This window comes from Rhodoferax sp. PAMC 29310, assembly GCF_017948265.1.
Lineage (GTDB): Bacteria > Pseudomonadota > Gammaproteobacteria > Burkholderiales > Burkholderiaceae_C > Rhodoferax.
The window spans coordinates 1,726,329-1,747,039 of record NZ_CP072852.1; the positions used below are offsets into that span (position 1 = coordinate 1,726,329).

Annotated in this window: 19 protein-coding genes; 12 read left to right on the top strand and 7 right to left on the bottom strand. The window is 57.3% G+C overall.

Annotated elements, in window-relative coordinates; genetic code table 11:
• Positions 1–512: 512 nt before the first annotated feature.
• On the bottom strand, positions 513–3,170 hold the full coding sequence (locus tag J8G15_RS07835; protein WP_240538481.1) for a bifunctional diguanylate cyclase/phosphodiesterase: 2,658 nt from the start codon (positions 3,168–3,170) through the stop codon (positions 513–515).
• 23 nt (positions 3,171–3,193) lie between these two features.
• The gene (locus J8G15_RS07840) at positions 3,194–3,502 is read right to left on the bottom strand and encodes a hypothetical protein (RefSeq protein ID WP_210546940.1); all 309 of its coding nucleotides are present in this window, start codon (positions 3,500–3,502) and stop codon (positions 3,194–3,196) included.
• 281 nt (positions 3,503–3,783) lie between these two features.
• Between J8G15_RS07840 and J8G15_RS07845 the strand changes: the two genes are divergently transcribed.
• The 11 genes from J8G15_RS07845 (at position 3,784) to J8G15_RS07895 (ending at position 14,073) form a co-directional block, all read left to right on the top strand.
• On the top strand, positions 3,784–4,863 hold the full coding sequence (locus J8G15_RS07845; protein WP_210546941.1) for a LacI family DNA-binding transcriptional regulator: 1,080 nt from the start codon (positions 3,784–3,786) through the stop codon (positions 4,861–4,863).
• 130 nt (positions 4,864–4,993) lie between these two features.
• Entirely contained in the window at positions 4,994–5,665 is a 672-nt protein-coding gene (locus tag J8G15_RS07850; RefSeq protein ID WP_210546942.1) for an amino acid ABC transporter permease, read from the top strand.
• Positions 5,665–6,318: an amino acid ABC transporter permease gene (locus J8G15_RS07855; protein WP_210546943.1), complete on the top strand. Its 654-nt coding sequence runs from the start codon at positions 5,665–5,667 to the stop codon at positions 6,316–6,318. The genes J8G15_RS07850 and J8G15_RS07855 overlap by 1 nt, the downstream gene beginning before the upstream one ends.
• Positions 6,319–6,361: 43 nt before the next feature.
• On the top strand, positions 6,362–7,168 hold the full coding sequence (locus J8G15_RS07860) for a transporter substrate-binding domain-containing protein (RefSeq protein WP_210546944.1): 807 nt from the start codon (positions 6,362–6,364) through the stop codon (positions 7,166–7,168).
• Positions 7,169–7,218: 50 nt separating this feature from the next.
• Positions 7,219–8,013: an amino acid ABC transporter ATP-binding protein gene (locus J8G15_RS07865; protein WP_304621857.1), complete on the top strand. Its 795-nt coding sequence runs from the start codon at positions 7,219–7,221 to the stop codon at positions 8,011–8,013.
• Entirely contained in the window at positions 7,994–8,878 is an 885-nt protein-coding gene (locus J8G15_RS07870; RefSeq protein WP_240538482.1) for a sugar phosphate isomerase/epimerase, read from the top strand. Before J8G15_RS07865 ends, J8G15_RS07870 begins: the two co-directional genes overlap by 20 nt.
• A complete protein-coding gene (locus J8G15_RS07875) occupies positions 8,871–9,821 on the top strand; it encodes a sugar kinase (RefSeq protein WP_210546945.1) in 951 nt (316 codons plus the stop codon). The genes J8G15_RS07870 and J8G15_RS07875 overlap by 8 nt, the downstream gene beginning before the upstream one ends.
• On the top strand, positions 9,818–10,912 hold the full coding sequence (locus tag J8G15_RS07880; RefSeq protein ID WP_210546946.1) for a D-glycerate dehydrogenase: 1,095 nt from the start codon (positions 9,818–9,820) through the stop codon (positions 10,910–10,912). Before J8G15_RS07875 ends, J8G15_RS07880 begins: the two co-directional genes overlap by 4 nt.
• A gap of 74 nt (positions 10,913–10,986) precedes the next feature.
• Positions 10,987–11,967, top strand: coding sequence for a tripartite tricarboxylate transporter substrate binding protein (locus tag J8G15_RS07885; protein WP_210546947.1), 981 nt, complete (start codon positions 10,987–10,989; stop codon positions 11,965–11,967).
• A gap of 71 nt (positions 11,968–12,038) precedes the next feature.
• Positions 12,039–12,542 carry a tripartite tricarboxylate transporter TctB family protein gene (locus tag J8G15_RS07890; protein ID WP_210546948.1) on the top strand — a complete coding sequence of 168 codons (504 nt, stop codon included), beginning with the start codon at positions 12,039–12,041 and terminating at the stop codon, positions 12,540–12,542.
• A 34-nt stretch (positions 12,543–12,576) separates the two neighbouring features.
• On the top strand, positions 12,577–14,073 hold the full coding sequence (locus J8G15_RS07895) for a tripartite tricarboxylate transporter permease (protein ID WP_210546949.1): 1,497 nt from the start codon (positions 12,577–12,579) through the stop codon (positions 14,071–14,073).
• A 71-nt stretch (positions 14,074–14,144) separates the two neighbouring features.
• On the opposite strand, the gene J8G15_RS07900 is transcribed toward J8G15_RS07895, so the two are convergent.
• From J8G15_RS07900 to J8G15_RS07920, 5 genes are read right to left on the bottom strand one after another with little or no spacing between them, the layout of a single operon-like run.
• Positions 14,145–14,909 carry an amino acid ABC transporter ATP-binding protein gene (locus tag J8G15_RS07900; protein ID WP_210546950.1) on the bottom strand — a complete coding sequence of 255 codons (765 nt, stop codon included), beginning with the start codon at positions 14,907–14,909 and terminating at the stop codon, positions 14,145–14,147.
• Positions 14,896–15,546, bottom strand: a complete 651-nt coding sequence (locus J8G15_RS07905; protein ID WP_210546951.1) for an amino acid ABC transporter permease — start codon at positions 15,544–15,546, stop codon at positions 14,896–14,898. The genes J8G15_RS07900 and J8G15_RS07905 overlap by 14 nt, the downstream gene beginning before the upstream one ends.
• Before the next feature lie 3 nt (positions 15,547–15,549).
• Positions 15,550–16,233 carry an amino acid ABC transporter permease gene (locus J8G15_RS07910; protein WP_210546952.1) on the bottom strand — a complete coding sequence of 228 codons (684 nt, stop codon included), beginning with the start codon at positions 16,231–16,233 and terminating at the stop codon, positions 15,550–15,552.
• Between the two features lie 15 nt (positions 16,234–16,248).
• Positions 16,249–17,049, bottom strand: coding sequence for a transporter substrate-binding domain-containing protein (locus J8G15_RS07915; RefSeq protein WP_210546953.1), 801 nt, complete (start codon positions 17,047–17,049; stop codon positions 16,249–16,251).
• Positions 17,046–17,822: a GntR family transcriptional regulator gene (locus tag J8G15_RS07920; protein ID WP_210546954.1), complete on the bottom strand. Its 777-nt coding sequence runs from the start codon at positions 17,820–17,822 to the stop codon at positions 17,046–17,048. Before J8G15_RS07920 ends, J8G15_RS07915 begins: the two co-directional genes overlap by 4 nt.
• 231 nt (positions 17,823–18,053) lie before the next feature.
• Between J8G15_RS07920 and mutS the strand changes: the two genes are divergently transcribed.
• On the top strand, positions 18,054–20,645 hold the full coding sequence (gene mutS, locus J8G15_RS07925; RefSeq protein ID WP_210546955.1) for a DNA mismatch repair protein MutS: 2,592 nt from the start codon (positions 18,054–18,056) through the stop codon (positions 20,643–20,645).
• The last annotated feature ends 66 nt before the right edge of the window (positions 20,646–20,711 follow it).

Sequence of the window (20,711 nt, forward strand, 5' to 3'; positions counted from 1 at the left end):
TGCAAAAATCGTGCCGACGAAATACATTTGGAAAAACACAATATGTATCAAGCCGTTACACACTTTTTGATCGAAAACACACAGTGGGGAGGCGATTGAATGTAAAGAATATCGACACCCAAAAAACAAAATCGGATGGGAGTTGCGGTCATTTTTTTCTGACCGCAAGTCGAAATTGAATCGTTTCAAATCACGACCCGGTCGCGCCTACAGAGATCTCTCGCGGCTTCACACGACCCTTTTCTTATTGCTGAGAAAAGGTGTCTTTAATTTTTACGAGTTTTTCACGTCGCCAAAGGTTTCGTTTGCCCTAATACCTTTGCGGACGTCAAAGGTGAGAAATGGTGAGTGAACATCCAGGCCAGATGAAATTGGCTTTGATGTACCTGAACTACACGCCACGCAATTGACTCCGCGTCGCACGGAAGGCGTAACTGACGCAACAGAAAGTAGGCCGATGGAGCACAGCAAGTTTCAAGCTCTGCGCACCTCGCACTGTTGTGCCAACAGCCTTAATCAGCGCTGCCGATTCCAGACGTCGGCGTCAACCGCAGTTGATCAATGAGCACAGGCCGCCCAAACAAATAGCCCTGAAAGAGCCGGCATCCGTGTTGAGCCAGAAATGCCCGCTGCGCTTCTGTCTCCACGCCTTCAGCGACAACGGTCAACCCCAAGCTATGGCCCAAGGTCAGAACGGTTCGGGCAATCGCCGCGTCGTTGGGGTCAGTCATGACATCGCGTACAAATGACTGATCAATCTTCAGTTGCGTCAAGGGAAGCAGCTTCAGGTAGGAAAGGGATGAATACCCGGTTCCAAAATCGTCCAACGCGAAACTGATGCCGATGGTCTTGAGCTCCGTCATCCGCAGAATCGCGTCTTGTATATCTCCCAACAAAAGGCTTTCCGTGAGCTCAAGTTTCAGTCGCTGTGGATTCGCGCCTGAAGTTGCCAACAACGCCTTGACTTGCTGCACAAACTCAGGGTGTTTGAACTGCCGCGCACTCACGTTGACCGCAATGGTCAAGTCACGTGTCATTGCCTGTTCAGACCACACCACCAGTTGTTGGCAGGCGGCCTCCAACACCCAACGCCCGAGCGGCAAAATCAGACCTGTCTGCTCCGCCATCGGAATGAAGTCGACGGGCGACACCATGCCTCGCTGGGGGTGCTGCCACCGAACCAAGGCCTCAACGCCAACGGTTCCGCCCATTTCATTCACGACCGGCTGGTAAAACAAAACCAATTGCTGGCGCTGCAGGCCCAGGCGAAGATCTGACTCAAGCTCAGTGCGTGCGGCCACCAAGGCCTGCATTTCGGGGTCAAAAAATCGCAAGGTGTTGCGCCCCGCAGCCTTGGATTCGTACATCGCCAAGTCAGCCTGTTTGAGCAATTCATCCACTGTTTTTCGGTTGCCCTGGAACAGGGTAACGCCGACGCTGGGCGTGCTGTGGTGCTCAAACTGACGCAGCAGATAGGGCTCATTGAGCTGCGTTAAAAGCTTACGCCCCACGCGCTCAATCTGAGCGGTTGCGGCGAGCATGTCCCCGCCCAGTCCTTGCAACATGATCACGAATTCATCGCCGCCGAACCGGGCCACGGTGTCAGTTTCCCTCACACTGCCCAATAAACGCTGCGCTACCTGTTGAAGCAACAAGTCACCCACATCGTGTCCTTGGGTGTCGTTCAGGTCTTTGAAGTTGTCCAAGTCTATAAATAACAAGGCGCCAATTTCACCCTCCCGTCCACTGCTGACCAAGGCTTGTTGCAACCTGTCCAACAGCAGTCGCCGATTCGGCAAACTCGTCAACGGGTCATAGAAGGCAAGTTGCTCAACCGTTTGCTCAACCCGCTTGCGCTCTGAAATATCCCTTCCTATACCCCGATACCCTTTGAACTGCCCCTCATCATCAAAGATTGGCGCGCCACTGAGGGAGACCCACAGCAAAGTACCATCCCGACCCGTGCGCAAAAACTCAAAATCGTGAAAAGTCTGATGAGCTTCCAGGGTGGCGCGATGCTCCGTCCATTGGCCCTGACTGAGATTCTCTGAACCAACCTCCCAGCGAGTCAGCCCTAAATAGCTCTCCGTCGGGAGCTGGCTAAACGCCTGGGCCGCGCCCTCAAGGCGAGTCAATCGAAACAAGTCGTCTTGCTCCCAATACCAGTCCGATGACAACTCGGTCAACGCCCTGAATCGGCCTTCACTGTTTCGCAGTTCTTCCTCTGCCAGTTTTCTCTGGGTGATATCGCTGGCAAATCCACTCCAGAGAATGGATCCATCTGATTCGCACTCGGGTATCGCCTGCCCCAGCAGCCAGCGCACCTTTCCATCCTCAAACAACAGTCGAAATTCGACGTTCACGACAGAGAGAGTCTTCGCTGAGGTTTGAATCGCAGCCAAAAACAGCTTTCTGTCCTCAGGATGAATCGGCTTCAATATACAGGTGGGGTCTTCCATTGCCTCCTCTCTGGAGATTCCCCGGTACAGTGACTGCACATGGTCACTTATGAATAGAAAGGCTGAGTGGCCCAGCGAGTCAAGTCGAAACTGAAAAATCACACCAGGCACCCGATGGGTAATCTGCTGAATAAATGCGAGTTTCCCCTCCAAGGCCAGCCCAGCCTCCCACTCATCTGTGATGTCCTGAATCACACCGAAATCAATAGCAGCGTCACCTTCTGAACCAGGCCAGCGCAACATCTGGGATCGTAACCATCGGATGCGACCATCTGGGTGCTGCCAGCGGTATTGGATCATTGTCCCGTCCAAAGCCTCACGAGCCGCCTCAAATCGAGCGCGATCGTCGGGGTGAATGCGGCGACGACCCACCTCCGCATTCTTGACCGTGCCAGGCGCCAATCCAGCCAGCCAGCTCAAGCCGTTAGACCACTGCAGATCCTGCAATTGCGCGTCGTAGGTCCAATACCTTACTGACGCCAAACTCTGCAAAGCACCAAATAACGCGACCTGGCGGTTCAGTCGATTATTGGCGGCTTTCAGGAGTTGCTCGTTGGCCAACAAGGCAACCTCTGCCGATCGTTTTGAGGTCACATCCTCGAGATAACTCAAAAGATAGGTCGTTCCGGCACGGTCAATTCGCGACACGTTCAGTTGCAGCACCAGGGTGACACCATCCGACCGCGTCAAAGGCACGTCCAAAGGACGCATGGGACTCGTCTGGAACGCTGCTCTCAGTACCCGGTCTCGCTGCACCGAGCTGGCCCAAAACCCGAGATCAATGGAGCGACACCCACAACGTCAACACGCGAATAGCCTGTGAGCCGCACCCACTCCTCGTTCACGTCAATGTACGAACCATCGGACTCGCGGGAAATAGAGATCGCGACTGGACTTGATCGCAACACAAAGTCGCCGTGCGTTGACGGGTCAATCGAAACGTCCCCAATCAAAGAAGCCGTTGCGTCGCTGAGGGCCGCAAGTCGTTGCTGCACCGCCAGCAGGGCGGCTCGCAAACTTTCGATGTCGTCGGATTTATCCAAGGCAATACTCATGTCAAGACAAGGCCGTTGCAAAGGGAGTGATGGAAGCGGTCACTGTGCAGCAAGCAGAGCGCCCCAGACCAGCCTGGCGCACAAGCCATGCACGACCTGTTCACTTGCCAACTTATTGCGTATTGGCTTTCAAATACGATACCTATCGGGGCAGCCAAGCCGGGCACTGAGCCTCAGCGCCAGGCCTTACTTCGACCTCAAAAACAAAGCACAGTGCTACCATCTTCTTGAAACTGGTTTCATAAACACCAACAATATCCGTGGAAGAGATGAAGAAAAACCTAAAAAATGCACCGGCTTCCACAAGCCCCCCTGCGAAGGCAACCATTGCCGATGTCGCTCGCACTGCGGGCGTGTCCAAGGCCACGGTTTCCAGATTCCTCAACCACCGGGATACGCTGCTTTCCAAAGACATCGCAACCCGAGTTGAGGTCGCTATTGCTGCGCTGGCCTACAGTCCAAGCCCCATGGCCCAGGCCCTCAAACGCGGACGCTCCAAACTCATTGGGTTAGTCGTTGCCGATGTCAGCAACCCTTTTTCCGTGGCCCTTCTGAGAGGTGCAGAAAAGGCGTGTCAACAGGCCGGCTACCTGATCATGCTGTTTAACCTGGCCGACGACGACGCCCGGGAACAAGAGGCCATAGAAACGCTCTCGGCCTACCAAGTGGAAGGCTTCATTTTGAACACACTGGGGCACGACGGCGGTGCTGCGGCCACCGCCATTCGGCACGGCAAACCCGTGGTCCTGATTGACCGGCGCCACCATGACTTGCAGGTGGACTTCGTGTCATTGGACAACACTGGCGCCATGCGTCTGGCGATCGATCACCTCGTGGAGCGCGGGTTCAGCAACATGCTGTATGTCACGGATCCCATCAAGGGGGTCAGCACGCGGGAGGAGCGTGAATCCGCCTTTCATCGCTGGATACTCAATCAACAAAGTAGTGACAGCAAGATCGTGGGTCGCACGCTGGAATGCCCCAGCGACAAGGCAGAACAGCTGGATGAAGGACTGCGTGCGCTGCATGCCAGCGCGCCACGGGGTCAGGCTGCGGTAGTCACCAGCAATGCCGTCACCTCGCTGCGAGTGGTTGCGTCCATGGCCCGGTTGAAACTGCGTCTGGGCATGGACATTGGCCTGGTTGGCATTGACGAGACAGATTGGGCTCCTTATGTTGGGCCAGGTCTCAGCACCATCGCCCAACCTACCGGTGAATTGGGTCGCATCGCCGCCAACAGTCTGATTGAACGCCTCAAAGGGCAAACCCCACCACCACGACAAATTTTGCTCTCGGGTGAACTGATTTCACGCGGCAGTTCGCGATCCGACGCACCCAGCGCCAATTAGGGTTTTCCATGATTGCAGGGCCTTGGTAAATTTTTATAATTAACTGAAACCGGTTTCATTTAATCATCAAAAATCAACAGGAACGATCTAAAAACCACCGTGCCTCAAATCGCGAAAGCCATCCCACGACATGAACTACACGTTTCAATTTGCTGATGTATTTGCCGCCTGGCCCCTGCTGCTCAAAGGCACTCTGAGCACGATTGAGCTGTCGCTGCTGGCCATGGTGTTTGGGTTGGCGGTCGCCATCCTTTGTGCCTGGGGCAAGACTGCCGGACCCAAGCCCCTCCAGTTCCTGATCAACGTCTACATCGAGCTGATTCGAAACACACCATTTCTGGTGCAGCTCTTTTTCTTCTTCTTTGCCTTGCCCGCTCTGGGACTTCGCTGGTCGGCCTACACCGCCGCACTCACCGCCATGGTGGTGAACCTCGGGGCCTACGCTACAGAAATCATTCGAGCCGGCATTGAGTCCATCCCCAAAGGTCAAATTGAAGCCGGCCTCGCGCTCGACCTCAAAAAGCACGAGATATTCCGCTTTGTGATCCTGAAGCCGGCACTGAAAGCCATTTACCCGGCGCTGACCAGTCAGTTCACTTTGCTCATGCTCAGCTCGAGCGTGGTGTCAGCGATTTCCGCAGACGACCTGACCTCGGTCGCCGCCAACCTGCAGTCGCAAACCTTCAGAAGCTTTGAGATTTACATCGTTGTCGCCGTGATTTACCTGTTGCTGGCCCTGGCGTTCTCCGCCCTGTTTCGCACCATTTATCGCCTTGCCCTGAACTATCCGGATCGTCGCTAATGCGTACCTTTGCCTTACCCGAATTCCTGTTCATTCTTGAAGCAGCGCAATGGACCATCGCGCTCTCACTGATGGCCTTCGTTGGCGGTGCCATCGGCGGCTTGATCATTGCGCTCAGCCGGACATCCGAGAACCGAACCCTGCAACTGCTGAGCGGCGGTTTTATTCAAATTTTCCAGGGAACCCCCTTGCTGCTGCAGTTGTTTCTGGTCTTTTTCGGTGCGCCTGTGCTGGGTTTTGACATCAACCCGTGGGTGGCAGCGGGCGTCGCCCTGATTTTGAACAGCAGCGCCTTCCTCGGTGAAATTTGGCGCGGATGCATTCAGGCGATTCCGCTGGGTCAGACCGAGGCTGCCCAAGCTTTGAGCCTGTCGTACACAGCGCGCATGAAAGACGTGATCTTGCCGCAGGCCATGAAGATTGCCTTGGCGCCTACGGTGGGTTACATGGTTCAAATCATCAAAGGCACGTCGCTGGCCGCCATCATCGGTTTCACCGAGATCACCCGAGCCGGACAAATCATCAACAACGCCACGTTCCAACCACTGATCGTTTTCAGCGTGGTGGCCGCCATCTATTTCCTGTTGTGCTGGCCGCTGTCCCTGCTGGCCGCTCGTATGGAACGCCAGCACGCCAAGGCGCTGGCCCGTTAAGCATCTCGCCCGTCATTTTCAACCACTGCAAGGAGACATCACCATGATCAAGAGTTTTCAACGCCGCACCTTCACCGCAACTGCACTCGCTTTGGGTGTCGCAGCGACCCTGGGCACCTGGCTGCCAGCGGCCCACGCCCAATCCACCGATGACATCAAGAAAAAAGGCGAGCTGACCGTCGGTTTGCTGGTGGACTTCCCTCCCTACGGCACAATGAATTCCAGCAATCAACCCGACGGCTACGACGCTGACGTGGCCCGCTTGATGGCAAAAGACCTCGGCGTCAAAGTGAATTTAGTGCCTGTCACAGGTCCCAACCGAATTCCTTTTCTGTTGACCAATAAAGTGGATTTGCTGGTGGCCTCATTGGCTATCACGCCAGAGCGCGCCAAGCAGGTTCAGTTCTCCAAGCCCTACGCAGCAGCCAGCATCGTCGTGTACGGCGACAAAAAGGCAGCCATCAAATCAGCAGACGACCTCAAAGGCAAGCGTGTCGGTGTGGCCCGCGCCAGCACCCAAGACGTTGCTCTGACCAAAGTCGCACCCGAAGGTACTGAAATCCGCCGCTTTGACGACGACGCCTCTGCCATGCAAGCATTGATGTCCGGCCAGGTTGACGCCATCGGCTGCTCTACCACGGTTGCCGCCCAAATCGACAAGCGCGCCCCAGCCAACACCTTTGAAAACAAATTCCTGTTGCGCCAGCAGGTCATGGCGGTTGCCATGCGCCCCGGCCAGGACGATTTACTGAAAACAGTGGACAGCTTTGTGGCGCGCAACACCGCCAACGGCGAACTCAACAAGTTGTACCGCAAATGGCTGGAGACTGACCTGCCCGCCATGCAGTAACTGCCGCTACAGCGGTTTCTTCAGCCCCATGCACCACCACGTTTGACACCATGCACTCTCCAGAACCTTCTTCACGCCTGCCCCGCGCTGACACAGCCGCCCCTATCATCCGCATCGAAGCGGTGGACAAATGGTATGGCCAGTTTCAGGTGCTGACCAACATCAACCTCAGCGTGAAGGCTGGAGAGCGCATTGTGGTGTGCGGGCCTTCCGGCTCGGGGAAGTCAACCCTGATTCGCTGCATCAACCGGCTGGAAATCGTGCAAAAAGGCCGGATTGAGGTCGATGGCATCGACCTCACCGCCGGAGGGCGCAACGTCGACTCCGTGCGTCAGGAGGTCGGCATGGTCTTTCAGCAATTCAACCTGTTCCCGCACATGACCATTTTGCAGAACTGCATGCTGGCACCCATGCGCTCACGAGGCCTGAACAAGGAAGAAGCTGAGACGACCGCCATGAAGTACCTCACCCGCGTTCGCATTCCCGAGCAAGCGCACAAGTACCCCAGCCAACTGTCAGGCGGCCAGCAACAACGTGTGGCCATTGCACGGGCCCTGTGCATGACGCCCAAAATCATGCTGTTCGACGAGCCCACCTCGGCGCTGGACCCTGAGATGGTCAAAGAGGTGCTGGACACCATGATTGGACTGGCAGAAGACGGGATGACCATGTTGTGCGTGACCCATGAAATGGGATTTGCCCGCAGCGTGGCGGATCGTGTGATCTTCATGGCCAACGGAAAAATCATAGAAGAAGCCCCACCTCAGCAGTTCTTTGCCAATCCGCAGAACGAAATGACGCGTAACTTCCTCGGTCAGGTCTTGAATGCTCAGTACGCTCATTGACCGGCTCACCCCCGACCTGGCGCCTCCTGCCCTGCCTGAGCCGATTCGGGCACTGACAGTGCTCATCTCCCTGTCGTCATTTGGCGCCGCCGAGGTGCGACGACACGGCCAACTTTGGTTTTCCCAACTCAGTTTTGATGCGGGCGCCGATGGGGTCGAAGTCAGAAGCGAGTTGATCGTTGACGAGCTGCATGAGCTGGCGGCCATTCGGCAACTGGCCTGCGAAGAACAGAAGGCGCTGGTTTACTCTTGTGCCCTTCCCCTTTGGGACCCCATCGGCGAGCTGGACAGCAACGCATTGAATCGCGCCATCCAGGCGACTCTGACCTTGGGCGCTACCCGACTCAAAATGTCGATTGGCGGCTTCAAACCCAGCTCCCGCAGCACCCTTGATACCGTGCATGCCATGCTCAAGGGCTTGCCCTTTGATGTGGTGATCGAGAACGATCACACCGTCGCCGCCGGCAGCCTGCCCGCTTTGCAGCACTTTTTTGTCGCCTCCCGCGCCAGCCCCTTTAAACCCGGCATGACGTTCGACGTGGGCAACTGGCATTGGGCGGGTGAATGCCCTCTATTGGCCGCCCAGTCCTTGTCCTGCTACGTGGCCTACATTCACTGCAAAGGCGTGCAACGCCTGCCACGCCAGTGGGTGGCAGTGCCCCTGTCGGACTCCAGCGCGCCGTGGCGTGCGGTGCTCCGCGCACTGCCCCAGGGCACGCCTTGGGCCATTGAATACCCCCTCATCGGCGATGACCTGCTTCAAGTCACTCGTGACGAAATTGCACAGCTTCGGCACATTGCAGCCACGCTGCATGGCCCCGCGCCAGTGGCTTTGACACTTCCAGAAATTACTCACCATGCCTGATTCATTAGACGTCGTCACCTTTGGCGAAGCGATGTTGCTCATGGTCGCCCACGAAGCCGGCCCACTTGAAAAAGCCGACACCTTGCACAAACGAACGGCTGGCGCTGAGACCAACGTCGCCATCGGCCTGGCCCGACTGGGGCTTCGCGTCGGTTGGGCCAGCAGGCTTGGCACCGACTCCATGGGCCAGTACTTGATTGCCGCCATGCAGGGTGAGGGCATCGATTGCTCCCACGTCGTTTTTGACCCACTTCAGCGTACTGGCTTCCAGTTCAAGACCCGCGTCAACGATGGCAGCGACCCCTTTGTGGAGTCGCATCGCAAGGAGTCTGCCGCCAGCCACATGGGTGTGGCGGACGTTGATACACCGTGGTTGCTAGGCGCACGTCACCTTCATGCCACCGGCATATTCCCAGCCCTCTCGCCTACGACACTGCCCGCCGCTCGCCTGGCCATGGAGCTGATGCGTACCGGCGGTCGTACCGTGTCGTACGACCCCAATTTGCGCCCGGGTTTGTGGCCGTCGACCGAGGTTATGCGCGACACCATCAACGAATTGGCCAGCCACGCAGACTGGGTACTGCCTGGGCTTGAGGAAGGTCTCATTCTCACGGGTGAGTCCACGCCAGAAGGCATAGCCCAGTTCTATCTGAATTTGGGCGCCAAACTTGTGATCGTCAAACTGGGCAGCAAGGGCGCGTATTTTCAAAGCCGCCAGGAGTCAGGCTATGTGGCGGGGTTTCCCGTGGCCACGGTGGTGGACACCGTTGGCGCCGGAGATGGCTTCGCGGTGGGCGTGATCAGCGCGCTGCTCGAGGGCTTGTCACCCCGAGCCGCCGCCCAGCGCGGCGCCTGGATCGGCGCACGGGCGGTACAGGTTTTGGGTGACAGCGAGGGCTTGCCCACACGGGCTGAACTTGACGCTGCGCAGTTGCCCGCATGAGCATCACCGCCCCGACCCGGCGACAGCACGTGCTGGTCTTTCGGCCATTGCCGCCTGACCAGCTGGCGCGAATTGAAGCGGAGCACGATGTGACAGTTGCCAACCCTCGCCAGGCCGATCAGTCCGACGCCTTTCACCAAGCGTTGGGCACGGCGGACGCCCTCATTGGCGCAAGCTACCCCATTGACGACACCGTGCTGTCAAAAGCGCCTCGCCTTAAAGTCATTTCCAGCATCTCTGTGGGCATTGACAACTACGACCAGGCCGCACTCCAAGCCCGAGGCATTGCCTTGTGTCACACACCCGGTGTCTTAACTGAAACCACCGCGGACACCTTGTTCGCGTTGATCATGGCCACCAGTCGGCGAATTGTTGAACTCGCCAACCATGTCAGAGAGGGTCGATGGGTTCGCAACATCGAAGAGAACTTGTTTGGCTGGGACGTGCACGGCAAGACACTGGGCATTGTGGGCTTTGGCCGCATCGGGCAAGCCCTTGCCACGCGCGCCACATTGGGCTTTGGCATGCCGGTGCTGTACCACGCGCGTCGACCCGTCGCGTTGGAAAAGGACTGCCCCGACCTGCTTGGAAAAGCCATCCAAACGCCGCTGGACGACCTGCTGCGTCAAGCCGACATCGTGGTGCTGATGCTGCCCTTGTCTGAGCACACCCGTGGCTTGATAGGTGCCCGGGCGTTTGCGCTCATGAAACCTGGCGCCATTTTCATCAACGGTGCTCGCGGCCCCATCGTGGACGAGCACGCGCTGCTTGACGCATTGAACTCCGGTGCGTTGCGTGCAGCGGGACTGGATGTCTTTGCCACAGAACCCTTGCCACTCGACTCACAGCTCAGAACCCATCCCAAAGTCACGGCACTGCCCCATGTGGGATCGGCGACTTTTGAAACCCGTCACGCCATGGCCGTCATGGCCACCACCAATCTTTTGCTGGCATTGGCCGGAAAACCACCGCTGGCAGCGGTTGACATGGCGCCCTCGATGAAAAGCCTAAGGCAACGCCAGGGCAAGAATCAACTACCCCCACTTTTATTTGACAAGGAGCCCACAGACGAACCCTTGAAACACCTTTGAGGCGGCCTTTTTGCCGCGCTATCTGCAGCATGCAACCGTTTTTCACGATAACTTTTAGGTACCAGGAGACATCCATGACAACTGTTCAATTTCTACCGCGCCTCGTTAAGAGCATTCTCTGCGTCACGACGGTGCTGTCGGCCACACTGGTCGGCGTCTCAGCCCATGCCGAATACCCCACCAAGCCGCTCGAACTCATCGTTCCTTACTCTCCCGGCGGCGGAACGGACTTGCTGGCACGCACTTTTGCAGATATCGCCAAAAAGTACTTGCCGACATCCATGGGTGTCATCAATAAACCAGGTGCAGGCGGTGCGCTTGGCTTTTCGGAAATGACCATCGGCCGCCCCGATGGTTACAAAATTGGCATGGGCACGGTCGAACTGACCATGCTGCCACACATGGGTCTGGCGTCCTTCAAGGCCGAAGACTTTGCGCCCATTGCCCGCCTGAGCGCTGAACCCAGCGCCATCTCCGTGAGTGCCGATGCGCCTTGGAAATCCATTGAAGAGCTCATGGCCTATGCCAAAGCCAATCCCGGCAAGATTCGCATCGGCAACTCCGGCACTGGCGCCATCTGGCATCTGGCCGCAGAGGCTCTGAGCGACAAAACCGGCGTCAAGTTCAGCCACATTCCTTATGACGGCGCGAACCCTGCCATCGCCGCCTTGCTGGGTGGACACATTGAAATGGTGACCGTGAGTGCCGCTGAGGTCTCCAACCATGTCGCCTCTGGAAAAGTCAAGATCCTCGCAGTCATGTCGGATCAACGCTTACCCTCATTTGACAAGGTCCCGACCTTGAAAGAAAAAGGCATTGACCTGAGTGTTGGCACTTGGCGCGGCATTGTCGTCACCAAGAAAGCACCCAAAGAAGCACAAGACACTCTTCGCGCTGCTGCGGCAAAGGTCGTTGAAGACGCCGACTACAAAGCGGCCTTGATCAAGATGAACATGACATACGCTTACCAAGACGCAGCCGCCTTCCAAAAGACGATTGACACCGACAACGTCAGCTTCAAAACCTTGATGACCAAATTGGGCATGGCCAAGTAATGACATTGACGCGCACACCGTGCATTGGGCACCGGTGCGCGTTCTCTCTTTCAAAAACAAAGAAGTAAGTCATGCAACCGACTGACAAACAACCATCAGCTCGCATCTCGCCCGCTGATCGCTTCGCTGATCTCGTCATCACTGTTCTGCTGACCGTGATCGCGTGCACGGCCATCGCCGTGTCTCGCCAATTTCCCAGCACCTCACTGGCGACCGATATCGGCTCCGCCCGTTTTCCATTGATCTACGCCGGCATTTTGATTCTGCTGTGCGTTTTGCTGTTTTGGCAAAAGTTCCGTGCCGCCATATCGAGCACAACCGCCGACCAGGCAGCGGACACCCGCCCCCTGCGCTCTTTTTTAGGCGTGCTTCTGAGCATCGGCTGCACCTGGTTGATTCCCATCGCAGGCTATGGCCTCTCAGTGACCCTCTTTTTGACCCTCATGATGCGTTTGCTGGGGCGACTCAACTGGTGGCTCAACCTGGTTTTGGCAATCACCATCGCGGGCGTTCTCTACGCTGTTTTCTCCCTCGGTTTGGGTGTTCCCCTGCCCAAGGGCGCTTGGTTTGAATAGGCGCCCATCGCGCACCCTTTTCGGAAATTGATCCATGCAAGAACTGAATATGTTGTTTTCAGGGTTCGGCGCCCTGCTAAACCAACCGTTGTCGCTGCTGCTGTCTGTGCTGGGCGTCGCCCTGGGCATCGTGATTGGCGCCCTGCCCGGCCTCACCGCCACCATGGGGGTCGCGATCTTGCTGCCCTTCACCTTTGGCATGGACCCCGTGCCCGGCTTGCTGATGATCTCCGGCGTTTTCTTTGGCGGAATTTATGGCGGCTCCATCACCGCCATCATGCTCAATATTCCGGGTACGCCCGCTGCGGCGGCCACCGCCATGGACGGCTATGCACTAACGCTGCAAGGCAAAGCCGGCCTCGCCTTGGGAACAGCCACCATCTCGTCCTTTATTGGTGGCTTCCTCAGCATTATTTTGCTGGTCTTCCTGGCACCCGTGCTGGCCGGATTTGCACTGGAGTTCAGCGCACCGGAAACCTTTGCACTGGCTGTTTTTGGCCTCAGCATCATTGCCAGCATCGCGGGCGAGTCATTGCTCAAAGGGTTGATCGCCGGTTTTCTGGGCTTGTTGCTTTCTACCGTGGGCTTGGACCCGATGGGTGGCTTTCCCCGTTTCACAGGCGGTTTCAATGAACTGATGACCGTGCCCTTCATTCCTGTGATGATTGGCCTGTTTGCCGCTTCCGAGGCCTTCAAATCCATGGCCGAAGGGAACCTGTTAAGCACCCAAAAAACAATCATCACCGAGATGATTCCCTCACTCAAAGATTGCAGGCGGCTTTTTGGCACGGTCATGCGCTCGGCTGGCTTGGGCGCGACCATTGGCGCCATCCCCGGCGCGGGCGCGGACATTGCGGCGTTTGTTGCCTACAGCGAAGGCAAGCGCTTTAGCAAAACACCCGAAAACTACGGCAAAGGCGAGTTGGAAGCCGTGGCCGCTTGCGAATCCGGTGCCAGCGCCTGCACGGGCGGCGCCTTGTTGCCCATGCTGACCTTGGGTATTCCAGGCGACGCCGTCACCGCAGTCATGTTGGGCGCGTTGACGCTACAAGGCCTGCAACCGGGTCCCCTGCTGTTCAAGGAACACGGCGACATGGTCTACACCCTGTTTGCCGGCATGTTGTTTTGTTACGTGGTCATGCTGATTTTGGGTTTTTCCAGCTTTAGATTTATTGGTCGAATTCTGCAAACCCCAAAGTCGATCATGACGCCAACCATCATGGTGCTGTGTATTGTGGGCACCTACGCCTTGAACAACAGCATGTTCGATGTTGGCATCATGCTGGTCGCTGGCGTCATCGGCTATTTCATGCAACGGTCCAACTTTCCGGCGTCACCCATGGTGCTTGCCCTGATCATGGGCCCCATGGCCGAGAGCAGCTTCCGCCGCTCCCTGGCGCTCTCCAGCGGCAGCTATGACTTCCTGTACACCCGTCCCATCACAACCGGCCTTTTGCTGGTGGCGGCCATTACCCTCCTCGTGCCGCTGATTAAAGGCATCCGTCAGTCAGGCAAGCCAAGGGAGAACTAGCAATAGTGACAGTGCCGGCCCCTGCAACAGCACGGCCTGGCACACTAATGCTGATCGCCGCTTACTGACGCCTAGTCGCTAAGTGAAGACAGAAATTGTTTCAACTCCGGAGTTGTGGGGTTCGAAAACAAGACATCAGGAGTGTTCATTTCATGCACCAAACCCTGATGCATGAAAATCACCCGATCGGCAACCTTGCGGGCAAAATTCATTTCGTGGGTCACCATCAACAAGGTCATCCCTTCATCTGCCAAACTCTCCACGACACGCAACACCTCCCCTACCAGTTCGGGATCGAGCGCGCTGGTGATCTCATCACACAACAAGACGGCAGGCTCCATTGCCAGCGCTCTGGCAATGGCAACACGTTGCTGCTGCCCGCCTGACAACTCGTCGGCATAGGCGTCAAACTTTTCACTCAGGCCAACGCGTTCCAACAACTTGCGCGCTTGGGCCTGCCCGGCCTCCCCTTCTTGCTTTTTCACCAAGCTTGGCGCCAGCATGACATTCTTTCCCACTGTCAGATGTGGAAAGAGATTGAAACCCTGAAAAATCATGCCGACGTGTTGGCGCAATTCACGCATGGCTTTGGGATCTTTGTAATTCAAGGGGCGGCCGTCGACCGTCAAACTGCCACCTTGAAACTCCTCGAGGCCATTGATGCACCTCAACAAGGTGCTTTTGCCAGAGCCACTTTTCCCGATGATTGCGATGACTTCACCAGGTTCGACGTCCAGGTCGATGCCTTTGAGAACTTCGTTGGCACCATAGGACTTTCGCAGCCCCTTGATTTGAACAACAGGCGCGCGCGCCACGGAGGGCTCAGGACGGGACATTGACTTTCCTCTCAAGGGATTTCGCGTAGAGACTGACCGGGTAGCACAGCAAAAAATACATCACTGCCACGCAGGAAAAAACCAAAAACGGATTGAAGGTCGCATTGGCAATGGTCTTGCCCACTTTGGTCAACTCCATGAATCCAATCACCGACGCCAAGGCCGTTCCTTTGATCACCTGGACCAAAAAACCGACCGTTGGCGGGATCGCGATCTTCAGGGCCTGGGGCAAGATGATGTATCGCAATTGCTCGCCGAAGTTCATGGCCAAACTCTGAGACGCCTCCCACTGCCCTTTGGGCACGGCCGCCACACATCCTCGCCAAATCTCTGTCAAAAACGCACTCGCATAGAGCGTCAGACCTGCACCTGCTGCAACCCAAGGGGAGGTATTGATACCAAACAATCCCAAACCGTAGTACGCCAAAAAGAGCTGCACCAACAGCGGTATTCCTTGAAATATCTGGACGTAGGCGGCGACCAGTCTCCCAACCCAGGGCCGCTTGCCCAGTCTCAGCATCAACAAAAAGAGTCCCACCAAGCCCCCCCCCACAAAGGCAATTAGTGACAAACCCACCGTCCACCGCAGCGCCAACACTAGATTGCGCACAATGTCCCACAAAGTGAAGTCAACCATGGTCTACCGCCCTCCAAACAAAAACTTCGGGCCCAACCAATTCAAGGCATATCTCAACCCCATGGACAGCACCAAATAGATCACACCAATGACGATGAAGGCCTCAAAGGACCGGAAGTTTCGGCTTTGAATCAGGTCCGCCGCATAGCTCAGTTCTTCCGTGGAAATTTGTCCACAGACCGACGACCCCAACATGACAATGATGATCTGGCTGACCAGGCCGGGCCAAACCTTCTTCATCGCTGGGGGAACTACCACCCGAATAAAGATTTGCAACCGTGTTAGCGCCAGCGACACCGCCGCCTCAATTTGCCCTTTGGGCGTAGCCTCCAACCCGGCGCGAATGATTTCAGCGGCATAAGCACCGAGGTTCACGACCATGGCGATGAACGAAGCCGATTCCGCCGAAAGCCTGAATCCCGCTGCGGGCAGTCCAAAAAAAATAAAGAACAACTGGATGATGAACGGCGTGTTGCGGATCACCTCAACATAAGCCCCAACCATAGCGGAGAGCCAGCGTGGCGCCAAGGCCTCACCAAAACCCCGACCGCGAACCCATGCACAGGCCAGACCCAACGTCGTGCCAACCAGCACGGCGGCCAGGGTCAGGGCCAAAGTCCACCCGACGCCGGTGAGCAGCAAGGGCCACTCCGCCAGCACGGCTCCAAAATCCAGTTGTATTCTCACAGCGTGAAGCTTCGCTTACAGCGGCAGGTCGCCAGCGGAGCGGCCCAGCCATTTGCTGGACATCGCGTCAAGTTCGCCAGACTTCTTTGCCTCAGCCAGAATGTCGTTGACACGAGTGCGCAGCTTGTCCTCGCCCTTGGCCACGCCAATGAAGTTCGGGCTGTCTTTCAACAACAATTTGTACTCGCTGGACAACTGTGGGTTCTTGGCCATCATGTTGCCGGCAACCGATGCGCCCAAGGCCACGAACTGCACCTGCCCGGCCACGAAGGCTGCGATGGTGGCGTTGTTGTCTTCAAACCGCTTGGTATCGGTCGTCGATGGAGCGACCTTGCCCAATTCCTGGTCTTCCATGGCGCCTCGCGTCACGCCCACTGTTTTACCGGCCAGATCAGCAAAGGTTTTGGCGCTCAGGTTTTTAGGGCCAAAAACCGCCTGAAAAAACGGTGAATAGGCGGAAGTGAAGTCAATGACTTTTTGGCGTTCTGCATTTTTGCCCAAAGTGGCAATGACCAAATCGGCTTTTCGGGTCTGCAGGGCGGGAATGCGACTGGCACTGATCACGGGTACCAACTCAACAGCCACACCCATTTTTTTGCCAATGTAGTTCGCCATGTCGATGTCTAGGCCAATAGGCTTCAAGTCAGTTCCAACATAGCCATAGGGGGCTGAGTCCGTCTGCACGGCGACCTTGATCACCTTGGCACTCATGATGTCGTCCAATGCAGTTTGGGCATACGCGCCGGTCGCGGACAACAAAGCGGCTGCAGCGAGGCTGAGTGTGAATTGGCGTTTGGTGGTGGTGAAAAATGTCATAACAAAGCTCCTAAGTAGATTGACGAAGATTCGGTGGATTCCGGGTATGAACTTGTATGCAAGTCTTGTGCCGCAGTTTTAACTCCCCGTTTAGGTGCACGTGACACCATGGGGCGCAAGGCGTTTCTCAAGCCAGCCAGCGGATCTTCGCTGGGGGCCTGTAGCTTCAGTGCGGACTGGACGTTGCCGATGTGCTCTTGCATCAGTCGCTCTGCCAGCACCAAGTCACTGGCTTCCAGCGCGGCGACGATGGCCCCATGCTCCTGGCAGGATTTGGTGGCGTCATGGGTGGACTGAAAAAGCATGGCAATCAGCGTGGTTCGTGCGGTGAAATCACGCAAGGTGTCTGCCAGCAACTGATTGCCCAGACACTCCGCCAGACACACATGAAATTCTCCCAGCAAAAAGCTTCGCAAGCCAACGTCATCACCTTTCACTGCGACCTGCTCGCGGCGCACGTGTGATTTGAGCTTTTTGACCGCCGCCGCGCTCAGTTTTGGCGCGCACCGGATCAGTCCCAACTCAATCACACGGCGTGCTTCAAATGCCTCCCTCGCCTCTGGCAACGAGGGTTCAATCACGTACCAGCCGCGCCGGCTGCTCACGGTCACAATGCCGCGCGCCGACAAATGCATCAGCGCCTCCCGAACCACCGTTCGGCTGCAATCAAACAACATGGCGAGCTGCTGCTCTCCCAGTCGCCCTCCTGGCTGAAGTTGCTGCGCCATCACGGCTTGTGTAATGCGTTGGCTGATCTCGGCGGCGTTGGTCATGGTGAGCACACCATGCAGAATTTGTGCCACTTGTATACAAGACATATGCACCGAAATAGGACGAACATGCCCGATTGGCGGGCAACCCTCTCAATCAATGCATAGCCCAGGCGCCAAAGGGCGACGACGAACAAGTGACAATAGGTGCCCTGCCAATCGAGAGGTGGTACCTGGGAGGCTTACTTTCAGGCGATTTTTTGACCTGTATTTGAAAGCGACGGACTCCTTCCCATGATCGACAAGGCCAGCCAGCACTCTCCCATGATGCAGCAGTACCTCGGCCTCAAAGCCGACCATCCTGACACTTTGCTGCTCTACCGCATGGGTGATTTTTACGAGCTGTTTTATGCCGACGCAGAGAAGGCGGCGCGCCTTCTCAACATCACGCTCACGCAGCGTGGGCAATCTGGCGGGCAGCCGGTGGTCATGGCCGGCGTGCCGTTTCACTCCATTGAGACTTACCTGGCGCGGCTGATCAAGCTGGGTGAGTCGGTGGCGATTTGCGAGCAGGTGGGCGAGGTCACCGGCAAAGGCCCGGTGGAGCGCAAGGTCGTGCGCGTGGTCACACCGGGCACCCTGACCGATTTGGAGCTGTTGAACGACAAGACCGAGTCGCTCTTGCTAGCCGTGCACCAAGGCCCGCGCAATACCTGCGGACTGGCCTGGGTCAGTGTGACGCAGGGTGAAGTACATCTGGCCGAGTGCTCGCCTGATCAAATTGGCGAGTGGATTGCCCGCATCAACCCCGGCGAACTGATTTTCAGCGCCGGTGCCACACCCGCGTTTGAGGCCCGCTTGCGCAAGGCGCCGGTCAACGGCGCCCTGTCCATCACCGTGCGGCCCGACTGGCAGTTTGACACTGGCTTGGGCGAGCGCCAGTTGCTGGCCCAGTTACAGGCCGCCAGTCTGGCGCCCTGGCAGGCCCAAGAGTTGCCCCAGGCCCATGCAGCCGCCGCCGCCTTGCTCGGTTACGCCGAACATACCCAAGGCCGGGCACTGACCCATGTGCACAGCCTGCGCGTGCAACGCAACGACGAACTGATTGACCTGCCCCAAACCACCCGGCGCAATCTGGAGCTCACCCAGACCCTGCGCGGCGAGGACAAACCCACCCTGTTTTCGCTGCTGGACACCTGCATGACCGGCATGGGCAGCCGCCTGTTGAAGAACTGGCTGCTCAGCCCCCGACGTGACCGCCGTGAAGCCCAGCAGCGCCTGGATGCCATTGCCGCCCTGCAAAAAGGCCCTTGGACTATGCTGCGCGAGCACCTCAAAGGCAGCACCGATGTGGAGCGCATCACGGCCCGTATTGCGCTGCGCCAGGTGCGACCGCGTGAACTGGTCGCCTTGCAAATCACGCTACAAAAAACAGAGCGAATCGCGCCCGTCGTACAAGCGCTAGAGGGCTATTTGGCTCAAATATCAGATCACCTGCTGCCCCCGGCCGGTTGTGGCGAGTTGTTACGCGACGCCATTGACCTGGAACCCTCAGTGCTGGTGCGCGACGGCGGGGTGATTGCCAATGGCTTCGATGCGGATTTGGACGAGCTGCGCGCCATTCAAACCAATTGCGATGAGTTTTTGTTGGACCTAGAGGGCCGCGAAAAAGCCCGCAGCGGTATCGCCAACTTACGCGTTCAGTTCAACAAAGTGCACGGCTTTTTCATTGAGGTGACCCAAGGTCAGGTGGACAAGGTGCCCGATGACTACCGCCGCCGCCAGACCCTGAAAAACGCCGAGCGCTTCATCACCCCTGAACTCAAGGCCTTTGAAGACAAAGCCTTGAGCGCACAGGAGCGCGCCCTGGCGCGCGAAAAGTATTTGTTTGAACAGGTGCTGGACCAGTTGCAGCCCTTTGTGCCCGCCCTCACCCGCTTGGCCCGCGCCCTGGCCACGCTGGACGCGCTATGCGCCCTGACCGAGCGCGCCCTCACCCTCGACTGGCACGCGCCGCAGTTCACCAAAGAGCCCTGCCTGGACATCACCCAGGGCCGCCACCCGGTGGTGCAAGCGCGACTGGCCGAGCTGAGCAATGGCGCCTTCATTGCCAATGACACGCGCATGGGCCCCAAGCAGCGCATGCAAATCATCACCGGCCCGAACATGGGCGGTAAATCCACCTATATGCGGCAAATTGCCGTCATCGTGCTGCTGGCCAGCATGGGCAGCTATGTACCGGCCAGCGCCTGCCGCCTTGGCCCCATTGACGCCATTCACACCCGCATTGGCGCGGCAGACGACCTGGCCAACGCCCAGTCCACCTTTATGCTGGAAATGCTGGAAGGCGCGCAGATCTTGCACTCAGCCACCCCGCATTCACTGGTGCTGATGGACGAGATTGGCCGTGGCACCAGTACCTTTGACGGCCTGGCACTGGCATCGGCCATTGCCACCCAGTTGCACAATAAAACCCAGGCCTACACGCTGTTCGCCACGCACTACTTTGAACTCACTGAGTTTCCGGCTACCCACCACGCGGCGGTGAATGTGCATGTGAGTGCGGCCGAGTCGGGGCGCGACATTGTGTTTCTGCATGAAATTCAACCCGGACCGGCCAGCCGCAGCTACGGCATTCAGGTCGCCCGCTTGGCAGGTATGCCGGCTGCCGTGCTCAACCACGCCCGCCACACCCTGGCCACGCTGGAGGCGCAAGCCTCTGAACACAACGCGCAGGTGGATTTGTTCGCCGCACCATCCGCTACTGAAACCATAGCTACTTCTGCACTGGATACAGCCATGGCAGCCCTAAAACCTGATGAAATGAGCCCGCGTGAAGCGCTGGACGCGCTCTACCAACTGAAAGCCTTGGCAAGCAAGGCCTGATACTCGCAGACACCGCCATGGGCGACACTCCGCCCACCGGCATTTAATTTGAATCTCTAAAGGAAC

Coding starts and splice junctions, on each gene's coding strand:
- J8G15_RS07835 (WP_240538481.1), bottom strand. CDS start 3,170: ATGCGTCCTTTGGACGTGCCTTTGACGCGGTCGGATGGTGTCACCCTG.
- J8G15_RS07845 (WP_210546941.1), top strand. CDS start 3,784: ATGAAGAAAAACCTAAAAAATGCACCGGCTTCCACAAGCCCCCCTGCG.
- J8G15_RS07850 (WP_210546942.1), top strand. CDS start 4,994: ATGAACTACACGTTTCAATTTGCTGATGTATTTGCCGCCTGGCCCCTG.
- J8G15_RS07855 (WP_210546943.1), top strand. CDS start 5,665: ATGCGTACCTTTGCCTTACCCGAATTCCTGTTCATTCTTGAAGCAGCG.
- J8G15_RS07860 (WP_210546944.1), top strand. CDS start 6,362: ATGATCAAGAGTTTTCAACGCCGCACCTTCACCGCAACTGCACTCGCT.
- J8G15_RS07865 (WP_304621857.1), top strand. CDS start 7,219: ATGCACTCTCCAGAACCTTCTTCACGCCTGCCCCGCGCTGACACAGCC.
- J8G15_RS07870 (WP_240538482.1), top strand. CDS start 7,994: ATGCTCAGTACGCTCATTGACCGGCTCACCCCCGACCTGGCGCCTCCT.
- J8G15_RS07875 (WP_210546945.1), top strand. CDS start 8,871: ATGCCTGATTCATTAGACGTCGTCACCTTTGGCGAAGCGATGTTGCTC.
- J8G15_RS07880 (WP_210546946.1), top strand. CDS start 9,818: ATGAGCATCACCGCCCCGACCCGGCGACAGCACGTGCTGGTCTTTCGG.
- J8G15_RS07885 (WP_210546947.1), top strand. CDS start 10,987: ATGACAACTGTTCAATTTCTACCGCGCCTCGTTAAGAGCATTCTCTGC.
- J8G15_RS07890 (WP_210546948.1), top strand. CDS start 12,039: ATGCAACCGACTGACAAACAACCATCAGCTCGCATCTCGCCCGCTGAT.
- J8G15_RS07895 (WP_210546949.1), top strand. CDS start 12,577: ATGCAAGAACTGAATATGTTGTTTTCAGGGTTCGGCGCCCTGCTAAAC.
- J8G15_RS07900 (WP_210546950.1), bottom strand. CDS start 14,909: ATGTCCCGTCCTGAGCCCTCCGTGGCGCGCGCGCCTGTTGTTCAAATC.
- J8G15_RS07905 (WP_210546951.1), bottom strand. CDS start 15,546: ATGGTTGACTTCACTTTGTGGGACATTGTGCGCAATCTAGTGTTGGCG.
- J8G15_RS07915 (WP_210546953.1), bottom strand. CDS start 17,049: ATGACATTTTTCACCACCACCAAACGCCAATTCACACTCAGCCTCGCT.
- J8G15_RS07920 (WP_210546954.1), bottom strand. CDS start 17,822: ATGACCAACGCCGCCGAGATCAGCCAACGCATTACACAAGCCGTGATG.
- mutS (WP_210546955.1), top strand. CDS start 18,054: ATGATCGACAAGGCCAGCCAGCACTCTCCCATGATGCAGCAGTACCTC.